A 9,604-nucleotide genomic window follows, 5' to 3' on the forward strand; every position below is an offset into this window, starting at 1 on the left:
GCGTTTGCGTCGGACGTCCCCGCAGACGGGGCTCAATTATGTCTTATCCGCGCCTCCAGCGCCCGCAGATCCGCCACGGTGTCGATCTCCCACACGTCCTCGCGCGTGCACTCCCTGATATACACATCGCATGTGTCGGGATTGTATTTCAAAATGATCTCGTCCCAGTAAAGCTGACGGTATCGTTCTTCGCGGTACATCGCATCCGCACAGGCCGCGAGCCGCCGCCCGTCCTCTGCCGTCCAGTAGGAGAGACCGAGCATCTGGTGACAGGGGTGTGAGCTCTCTGTAGCGATGTGCGTGATCCTCCCGTCGGCATCCGCGTCGAAACACCAGTCGTCCGTCGCTGCCACGGGGAAGGCGATGTAGTTCGTGCGCTCCTGTGTGGGCGTGATGATGGCGGGATGCGCGAGGTAGAGATCACCCTCGATGACGTAGCTGTCCTCAAGCAGCCCTGCACGCCCCGCGAGCGCGATGGAGGATATGTTGTTTGCCGCCGCCCAGTCCGGATTGTCGAGAAAGGCGATGTGCGGGTACGCGTCCTTGAGCGTGTCAAGCGCCGCACCGCAATAGCCCCGTATTATAGTAATCGACGAAATCCCCGCCGCATTAAGCGCATCTAAAATGGTTGCGATGATCGGCACGCCGTTCACGGGAACAAGCGGCTTCGGCAGGTGATCGGTCAGCGGTGTGAGCCGTGACCCGCGCCCGGCTGCGAGAATGACGGCGCGCGTCACACGATGTGCATTCATCAGCACAGCCCCATTTTGCGTTTCGCCTTCGCAAGCGTCTTTTCGGCGATGTGTGCGGCGCGCTCTGCCCCCCGCGCAATCTCTGCGTCGAGGTACGCCTTATCCGTGAGCAGCTCCGCATAACGCTCGCGGATGGGGCGCAGCTCATCGGCGACGACCGTCCCGACGGCCGTCTTGAAGTCGCCGTAGCCCTTTCCTGCAAACTCCGCCGTGATCGCATCGTAGGATTTCCCCGTGATGGCAGAGTAGATCGTCATGAGATTGTTGATGCCGTCCTTGCCCTCGCGAAATGCGACCTCGGCATCACTGTCCGTGACGGCGGACTTGAATTTTTTGAGGATCGTCTTCTCATCGTCGAGGATGAAGATGGTCGCCTTGGCGTTCTCGTCGGACTTGCTCATTTTCGCCGTCGGCTCCGCGAGACTCATGACGCGCGCACCCGCCTTCGGGAAATAGCCCTCGGGCAGGCGGAACGTCTCGCCGTAGACGTGGTTGAACCGCGCGGCGACGTTCCGCGTAAACTCAAGGTGCTGCGTCTGATCTGCCCCGACGGGCACGTAGTCCGCCTGATAGAGAAGAATATCGCCGGCCATGAGCGCCGGGTAGGTGAAGAGCCCCGCGTTGATGTCCTCGGGATGCTTCGCCGACTTGTCCTTGAACTGCGTCATGCGGCTGAGATCACCGAACGGGCTGAGACAGGAGAGCATCCATCCCATCTGCGCGTGTGCACTCACGTGGCTCTGGATAAAGACGAGACTCTCCTCCGGATCAAGTCCGCACGCGAGCAGGAGGGCAAACGCCGCGCGGCTTGCCTTTCGCCGCATCGCAGGCTCGTGATAGACGGTGAGCGCATGGAGATCGGCGACGAAGTAGTAGCAGTCGTATTCCTTCTGCAGCTGGCGCCAGTTTTTCACCGCGCCGAGATAGTTGCCGAGGGTGAATGTGCCGGTGGGCTGAATGCCGCTCAGGATGATCCTGCGGCGGGCTGGATCGTTTTCGTTCATGGATATTCCTTCCTTATACACGTAGAATCTCTTTCATTATATCTCATGAGAGAAAGATAAGCAAAGCCGCGGAGCAATGAATTTCCCGTTAAGGAGATAGAAGATACGGAAATAATTTTATGCCCGTAACATTCGTTACAGAAAACGACTGCCAATACCCAGTAGAATGACGTTGAGAATCGTTCTATAATCGACCAACGGAGGTGTTATGATGACAGAACAGAAGCAAAACGAGATGGGCCATGAGTTCCTTGCACGTCTTGGCAAGACGCGCCTGCGTCCCGGCGGGCGTGAGGCGACGGAGTGGCTCCTTTCCCATGTGGATTTTACCATTGACACGCGTGTCCTTGAGGTCGCCTGCAACATGGGCACGACGATGATCGCGCTGGCGGAGGAGCATGGCTGCCGCATCACGGGCCTCGATATGAATCCCGCCGCCCTCGCGAAGGCGCGTGCCAATATCGAGGCACACGGGCTTTCCGATGTGGTCGATGTGGTCGAGGGCAACGCCATGGCGCTGCCGTTCCCCGATGCTGTGTTTGACGTCGTCATCAATGAGGCGATGCTTACCATGCTGCCGCGCGAGAACAAGGCAAAGGCGATCGCCGAATACTTTCGCGTGCTGAAGCCGGGCGGTGTGCTCCTGACCCATGACGTTGCCCTGCGCACGGACGACGAGGAGCAGGCGGCGGAGCTGCGCGCGGGGATCTCGCGTGCGATTCGCGTAAACGTCGATCCGCTCTCTGAGGGCATGTGGCGGCAGCTCTTTCAACAGACGGGATTTACGACGGAGGTGCAGACGGGGCGGATGACGCTGCTCGATCCTGCCGGATTGGTGCGCGACGAGGGGTTCGACGGTGCGATGAAGATCATCCGCAACGGGCTGCGCACGGAGAACATCGACCGTTTCCGCACGATGTTCAATTTCTTTTTCGATCATGGCAAAGAGTTTTCCTATATTGCCATCGTCAGCAAGAAGTAACGAAAAGCAGCGAGGATGCTTCGCTGCGCACATGGGCAGCGGTATGTCATATTGTGACGCACCGCTGCCTTTTTGCGTGAAAAATACCTTGCCAAGAATCTTCCTCTCTGTTACAATATCTTCCGTAGCAAAAAATGCGAACCACAAGATATAGTATTATGTATGGATAAAGGAGCGAAATCTATGACAGTGACGACGGTGACAAAACGCGCGGGCAATGCGGTGCCCTACGACCGTTCGAAGATCCTCAATGCCATTACCTCGGCGAGCAAGGAGTACGTCCACCCGATGACGGCACTTGAGATCGACACGGTGACGAAGAGCGTCGAGGAGGCATTTGGCGACCGCACGGAGATCAGCGTCGAGGAGATCCAGGATCTCGTCGAAAAACAGCTGCTCGCGCACGGGCACTATGACATTGCGCGCCGCTACATCACCTACCGCCAGCGGCATGCCCAGCGCCGCCGCGCGCAGAAGCACCTCATGGAGAGTTACCGCGACATCTTCTTTGCCGATGCGGTGGACTCCGACCTCAAGCGCGACAACGCGAACATCAACACAGACGCGTCGATGGGCATCATGCTGAAGCTCGGTGCGGAGGGGGCAAAGCACTTCGTCGACAACTACGTTCTCGACGAACGCTATGCGACTGCTGACCGTGAGAACTTTATCCACATCCATGACAAGGACTTCTCACTCATCACGTTCAACTGCTGCCAGATCGATCTTCTGAAACTCTTTCGCGGCGGCTTCTCGACGGGACACGGTTTCCTGCGCGAACCGAACTCCATCCGTGCCTACGCGAGCCTCGCGTGCATCGCGATCCAGTCGAACCAGAACGACATGTTCGGCGGGCAGAGCATCAACGCGTTTGACTACGCCATGGCAGACGGCGTAAAGAAGTCCTTCCGCAAGGCAATCCTCGAGGAGGCGTGGAAGGCGCTGCTCTACCACATCGGGCATGGTTATTTTACCCACGAGGCGTTCAAGAAGGCACTGCGCGCGGAGCTCGACTTTGCCGTCTGCGTCTATGCGGAAAAGCAGGACGACGCGCGTGCGGAGCGCGCCCGTGCCGAACTCATGCGTGCACTGAACATCGTCTACAGTGCGGCATTCGACACCCCGGCGGAGCAGGAACTCGAGGCGGACGTGCGGACGATCTACCAGCTCGCCTGCGAGAGTGTCGAAGAGGAGACGCATCAGGCGATGGAGGCGCTCATTCACAACTTCAACACGCTCCACTCGCGTGCGGGGGCACAGGTGCCGTTCAGCTCCATCAACTACGGCATGGATACTTCGCCCGAGGGACGGCTCGTTATCCGCGAGGTACTGAGCGCGATCTGGCAGGGGCTCGGCAACGGCGAGACGGCAATCTTCCCCATTTCTGTCTTTCAGCTTAAGGCGGGCGTCAACTACAACCCCGAGGATCCGAACTACGACCTCTTTATCGAGTCCTGCCGCGTCAGTGCGCGCCGCCTGTTTCCAAACTACGTCAACCTCGATGCGCCGTACAACCTCCAATACTACAAGCCCGGCGACTATAACAGCTGCGTCGCAACCATGGGCTGCCGCACGCGCGTCATGAGCAACGTCAACGGCCCCGAGCAGTCGGGCAGCCGCGGGAATTTTTCCTTTACGACGATCAACCTGCCGAAGCTTGCGCTCGAGGCCAAGGGCGATCTGGGGAAATTCTGGGAACTCTACGATTACTACATCGACCTCTGCCACGACTATTTGCTCGATCGGCTGAAGATTATCGAGGAAAAGCACATCTACAACTATCCATTCCTTATGGGGCAGGGCGTCTGGCTCGACAGCGAAAAGGCGAGTCCCGTCGACTCCATCAAGGAAGTGCTGAAGCACGCCTCGTACTCGATCGGCTTCTGCGGACTCGCCGAATGCCTCGTCGCACTCATCGGAAAGCACCACGGCGAGAGTGAGGAGGCGCAGAAACTCGGGCTCGAGATCGTCGGTCACATGCGTGAGCGTACCGACGCGTACACTGAGGCGGAGCACCGCAACTGGTCGACGTTCGGCACGCCTGCGGAGAGTACGGCAGGACAGTTCCAGCGTGCGAACAAGCGCGTCTATGGGACGATACCCGGCGTCACCGACCGCTCTTACATGACGAACTCAAGCCATGTGCCCGTCTACTACGACATCAGTGCCTACGACAAGATCCGCATCGAGGCTCCGTATCATGCGCTCGAGAACGCGGGACACATCGCCTACATCGAGATGGACGGCGACCCGTCGAAGAACGTCAAGGCCTTCGAGAAAGTCGTTCGAGCCATGCACGACGCAGACATGGGCTACTTCTCCATCAACCACCCTGTTGACCGCGATCCTGTCTGCGGCTACACGGGACTCATCGAGAACGAGTGCCCGCACTGCCATCGCAAGGAGACTGCCTTCGGCACCATGACCGTTCCGCGCATGAAGGATTAAGGAGGCAAACCGGGCGCATAGCAGAGGCTATGTGGAACATTGGCTAACGAAAAGCGGGCGTAAAAGATGCTTCAAGATGGTTGTGCCAAACTTATTCGTGCTTCCCTAGCCCCTTCGTAAATGGGGAAGCTGCTATGCCGTGATTTCGCTAAAGCCTCCCCCGCTGTGACGGGGGAGGGGGACCGCGAGCGGTCAACGTCAGCCAATCACACATCGCTAACGCTCGTGTTCTTGGGACGTTTTCGCATACGACCTGTTTTCCAATCAGCTTCGTCCTACGGACTTGCTTCTTGGACAGGTCAGCAAGCGGTGGCGGGGGCACAAGAAAGGACTGCCGTACGAAGCTTGACTCGTTCAGCAGTCCTTTTTATATGGAAACTTATCTACAGTTGAACCACGGGCATACTTTTGCTAAAATATTCCATCGAGGAGGGGATCTCTGTGCGTGAAAAAGAGTGGCGTACCTGCGCGATGACCGTCAACGGACTGCCGCAGCGTGTTCGTTACCGCACCGATACGGTGGAGCATCTCTTCCTGCCGCTGCTGCGTCGTCTCACGGAGCTGCAGCGGCGCAGCGGGCGGCGGTGCATCGTCTTCCTTGCCGCGCCGCCCGCCACGGGGAAAACGACGCTCGCGCAGTTCTTGGAGCGGCTTTCGCACACAGAGGAGGGACTGACCCCCGTGCAGGCACTCGGCATGGACGGCTTCCACTATCCGAATGCCGCTCTCGAAACGTATACCACCGTGCGCGGCGGAAAAGAGATTTCGCTGAAATCCATCAAGGGCGCACCCGAGACATTCGATGCGGCAGCACTTGCGGAGAAACTTGCGGCGGCAAAGGTTGGCGCGGTTCAATTCCCCGTCTATGACCGCCGCATTCACGATGTCGTGCCCAATGCCGTCACGGCGGATGCGCCAATCCTCCTCGTCGAGGGCAACTGGCTGATCTTGGACGAGGAGCCGTGGGGCGGCCTCCGTCCGCTCGCCGACTATGTCGTTCGCATCGACGCACCCGCCGCGTTCCTGCGGAATCGCCTCATCGCCCGCAAGGTGCAGGGGGGACTCTCCGAGGCGGAAGCGACCGCCTTCTGCGAGGCGAGCGATGCCCGCAACGTCGAACGCTTTGCCGCACATGCAGGTGCGGCGGACGAGATCTGGCATATGGAGGCAGACGGCGATTTCGTGCGGGTATAAATTTCCATATGAAAACTCCCACTGCGGCTGGCATCGCAGTGGGAGTTTTGTCGTCCGTTGTGTTATACTGAAGCTGCCACGGCCCTAACCAAGCCAATCCGGCAAGGAAGGGAGGTTGTCACGATGACCATCGGAGATGTTATGCTTTCCCTGCTGACCAGCGTACTCGGGAGTATTCTCGGGGCGCTGATTCTGCAGAGGCTGGGGCGGTAGAAGCGACCGCCGTCGTGGCACCAGCCAGATGCGACCTCACCAGTTGCAAAGAAAGACCCCTGCGGTAACCAGCCGCAGGGGATTTCTTTCTTTTGGTTGTCAATGACCATCGTTGACTTCTACACACAGTATAACACGTTTATGCTGTTTTGCAAGGATAAATTTATCACCCCGCCGCCGCGTTCTCCACGGTCGGCGCCGCGCCCTCGGTGATGCATTCCTTCGTCACGGTGACGCGGCGCGGGGCGGTCTCACGCGGGATGTCGAACATTACGTCGAGCATGACCTCCTCGATGATGCCGCGCAGGCTGCGTGCACCCGTCTTGCGCTCGATTGCTTTTTTTGCGACGGCGCGCAGAGCGTCCTCGGTAAAGACGAGCTCCACGCCATCCATCGCGAGCAGCTGCTGGTACTGGCGTACCGGCGCGTTGATCGGCTCCGTGAGGATGCGCAGGAGCGCGTCCTCGTCGAGGGTTTCGAGCGTGCAGATCACGGGCAGGCGGCCGATGATCTCAGGGATGATGCCGTACTCCATGAGATCCTCCGGCGTGACCTGATGGATGAGTGCGTCGTATTCCTTTTCGAGATCCTTGCCGCGCACCTCCGCGCCAAAGCCCATGGCGACGTTGCCTTTCTTGAGACGCTTGGCGATGATCTTCTCGATGCCGACGAATGCGCCGCCGACGATGAAGAGGATGTTTTTCGTATCGACCTTGATGGTCGGCGCCTCGGGGTGTTTACGCTGGCCGCGCGCCGTGAACTCGACGACACTGCCTTCGAGCATCTTGAGGAGTGCCTGCTGGACGCCCTCGTGGCCGGGGTCAGCAGTGATGGAATTGTTCGCACCGGATTTGCGCGCGATTTTATCGAACTCGTCGAGGTAGATGATGCCGTGCTCCGCCTTCTCCACGTCCTTGTCCGCCGCATAGTAGAGGTTGCGGACGGCGACCTCGACATCCGCGCCGACGAAGCCCGCCTCGGTGAGGCTGGAGGCATCTGTCACGGCAAACGGCACATCGAGGAGCTTTGAGAGATGGGAGAGGAGGGCGGTTTTGCCGCAGCCCGAGGGACCAAGCATGATGACGTTCGACTTCTCGATCTCCGTGCCCTCGTCCTCTTTCTTTTCGTAGCCGTATTTCATGCGCTTGTAGTGGTTGTAGACGGCGACGGCGAGGATTTTCTTCGCGCGGTCCTGATTGATGATGTAGGTGTCGAGATACTCCTTGATGAGGTGAGGGCGCGTCTTTTCCAGCACGTCGCCCAGCTCCTTGCGGAACGTCGTGCGCTCCTCCGAGGAGACGGATGCGTCGTGCTCGTCGAGGAAGCGATTGATTTCACGCACACAGTCCTTGCAGATGGCAAAGCCCGTATTTGGATCGTAGATCGGCATATCGTATTGATCGTGCACATCGATGATTCGCTTGCAGAAGGTGCATTGATGCTTGACCGGATTTTTCGACATGAAAATTTCCTTTCGAAAGAAATGATATCACTTGTTTTCATTTTTACGGGAGAATTATAACATAGATAGAGGGATGCGTCCAGCAAATGCCGTGAGCATGTGGTGTACTTTGGTGTACTTGAAAAATCGTCATCAAGTGCCTACAATATAGAGAAAGCAAAACAGGAAAGGGAGCGATACGATGATCAGCAAAGAGAGGCTGATGAGGGATTTTGCCGTGATGAAGGAGATTACTGCGCCGGGGGAAGGGATCACGCGCCTTGCTTTCTCGGCGGAGGACTGGGAAGGGCGTGCCTATCTCATGCGGCAGATGGAGACGGCGGGACTCACCCTGCGTGAGGATGCCTTCGGCAATGTCATCGGTCATTATACAGGTCAAGATGAGAGCCTGCCGGCGTTGATGTGCGGGTCACACAGCGACAGCGTTCCGCAGGGCGGAAACTATGACGGGCTGGCGGGTGTGCTGGCGGCGATCGAGACCGTGCGCAGCATGGGAGAGGATGGTTTCCGCCCGGAGCACCCGCTCGAGATTGTCCTCTTTATGTGTGAGGAGTCAAGCCGCTTTTCTGCGGCGACGCTTGGCAGCCGCGCCATGCGGGGCGAACTCAGCAGGGAGGATCTGCATTCTCTGCACGAGAAGAGCGGCAAGGATCTCTATACGGTTTTGAAAGAGCGCGGGCTTCGTCCCGATGCGATAGCGGAGGCCCTTTACCAAAAGCCGCTGAAGGCGGTGCTTGAGATGCACATCGAGCAGGGCAAGGTGCTGGAACATGAACATCTGCCCATTGGCGTCGTGACGGGGATTGCCGCGCCTTCCCGTTTCTATATTGATATTCAGGGCAATGCTGACCACAGCGGGGCGACGCCGATGCACCTGCGCCATGATGCACTCTGTGCGGCAGCGGAGATCATCCTTGCCGTGGAACGTGCGGCAGGGGCGCAGGAGGAGCCGCCGGCGGTCGGCACGGTTGGTATCGTCGATGTCGTGCCCGGTGTGATGAACGTCATCCCCGGTGCTGTTACACTCGGCGTTGACCTGCGCAGCATCGACACCGCGGCACGCGATGCGGTCGAGCAGGATGTGACCGAGGCACTTGATGAAGCGGCGGTGCGGCGCGGCATCACGTGGACAATGCGCCGTGTGAGCAAGGAAACTCCAGCACAAATGTCGCCTGCCCTTGTGGATATGATTGCAGCGACGGCAGAAGAGCTTGGAATGAGATACCGCAGAATGCCAAGCGGGGCAGGACACGACAGCATGCACTGGGCAGACTATGCACCAACGGGCATGATCTTCATTCCCTGTCGCGATGGTATCAGCCATAATCCCGCTGAGTATGCTGATCCGGAACATATCTTCAGCGGCGTACAGCTTTACTCCGCCGTCGTGCGAAGGCTCTCGCAGCGAGCGATAACGCTGGACTGATGCACACGGCTGCTTCCTCTGCGGGCGGAGGAAGCAATTTTTTTCAAAAACTGCAAAAGAGGGGTTGACGAACGAAAGGGGACGTGTTATATTATGACAGTCGCGCCGATGCGGGCGGCGGGT

Annotated in this window: 7 protein-coding genes; 4 read left to right on the forward strand and 3 right to left on the reverse strand. The window is 58.5% G+C overall.

Features of this window, described 5'->3' with window-relative positions; all coding sequences use genetic code 11:
- Window positions 1-32: 32 nt before the first annotated feature.
- Window positions 33-752: a phosphocholine cytidylyltransferase family protein gene (locus tag HMPREF0908_RS07430; RefSeq protein WP_006690866.1), complete on the reverse strand. Its 720-nt coding sequence runs from the start codon at window positions 750-752 to the stop codon at window positions 33-35.
- Window positions 752-1,756 (reverse strand): tryptophan--tRNA ligase, encoded by a 1,005-nt coding sequence (gene trpS, locus HMPREF0908_RS07435; RefSeq protein WP_006690867.1) that lies wholly within the window; start codon window positions 1,754-1,756, stop codon window positions 752-754. The genes HMPREF0908_RS07430 and trpS overlap by 1 nt, the downstream gene beginning before the upstream one ends.
- Before the next feature lie 211 nt (window positions 1,757-1,967).
- On the opposite strand from trpS, the gene HMPREF0908_RS07440 reads away from it, so the two are divergent.
- From HMPREF0908_RS07440 to HMPREF0908_RS07450, 3 genes are all read left to right on the forward strand, one after another.
- Complete coding sequence (locus HMPREF0908_RS07440; RefSeq protein WP_211204796.1) at window positions 1,968-2,738, forward strand: class I SAM-dependent methyltransferase; 771 nt, start codon at window positions 1,968-1,970, stop codon at window positions 2,736-2,738.
- A gap of 183 nt (window positions 2,739-2,921) precedes the next feature.
- Window positions 2,922-5,186, forward strand: coding sequence for an anaerobic ribonucleoside triphosphate reductase (locus tag HMPREF0908_RS07445; RefSeq protein ID WP_040572590.1), 2,265 nt, complete (start codon window positions 2,922-2,924; stop codon window positions 5,184-5,186).
- Window positions 5,187-5,627: 441 nt separating this feature from the next.
- Complete coding sequence (locus HMPREF0908_RS07450) at window positions 5,628-6,380, forward strand: nucleoside/nucleotide kinase family protein (protein WP_245522932.1); 753 nt, start codon at window positions 5,628-5,630, stop codon at window positions 6,378-6,380.
- Between the two features lie 379 nt (window positions 6,381-6,759).
- On the opposite strand, the gene clpX is transcribed toward HMPREF0908_RS07450, so the two are convergent.
- The gene (clpX, locus tag HMPREF0908_RS07455; RefSeq protein WP_006690871.1) at window positions 6,760-8,055 is read right to left on the reverse strand and encodes an ATP-dependent Clp protease ATP-binding subunit ClpX; all 1,296 of its coding nucleotides are present in this window, start codon (window positions 8,053-8,055) and stop codon (window positions 6,760-6,762) included.
- Between the two features lie 181 nt (window positions 8,056-8,236).
- Here clpX and HMPREF0908_RS07460 point away from each other — a divergent pair, with 181 nt between their 5' ends.
- Window positions 8,237-9,481: a Zn-dependent hydrolase gene (locus tag HMPREF0908_RS07460; protein ID WP_006690872.1), complete on the forward strand. Its 1,245-nt coding sequence runs from the start codon at window positions 8,237-8,239 to the stop codon at window positions 9,479-9,481.
- Window positions 9,482-9,604 lie beyond the last annotated feature (123 nt).

Origin of the sequence: Centipeda flueggei ATCC 43531 (assembly GCF_000160695.1) — a bacterium.
In the GTDB taxonomy this organism is placed as follows: domain Bacteria; phylum Bacillota; class Negativicutes; order Selenomonadales; family Selenomonadaceae; genus Centipeda; species Centipeda flueggei.

What these genes read in the sequence shown, in the direction of transcription:
- HMPREF0908_RS07430 (WP_006690866.1), bottom strand. Translation starts at nt 752, where the DNA reads ATGAATGCACATCGTGTGACGCGCGCCGTCATTCTCGCAGCCGGGCGC.
- trpS (WP_006690867.1), bottom strand. Translation starts at nt 1,756, where the DNA reads ATGAACGAAAACGATCCAGCCCGCCGCAGGATCATCCTGAGCGGCATT.
- HMPREF0908_RS07440 (WP_211204796.1), top strand. Translation starts at nt 1,968, where the DNA reads ATGACAGAACAGAAGCAAAACGAGATGGGCCATGAGTTCCTTGCACGT.
- HMPREF0908_RS07445 (WP_040572590.1), top strand. Translation starts at nt 2,922, where the DNA reads ATGACAGTGACGACGGTGACAAAACGCGCGGGCAATGCGGTGCCCTAC.
- clpX (WP_006690871.1), bottom strand. Translation starts at nt 8,055, where the DNA reads ATGTCGAAAAATCCGGTCAAGCATCAATGCACCTTCTGCAAGCGAATC.
- HMPREF0908_RS07460 (WP_006690872.1), top strand. Translation starts at nt 8,237, where the DNA reads ATGATCAGCAAAGAGAGGCTGATGAGGGATTTTGCCGTGATGAAGGAG.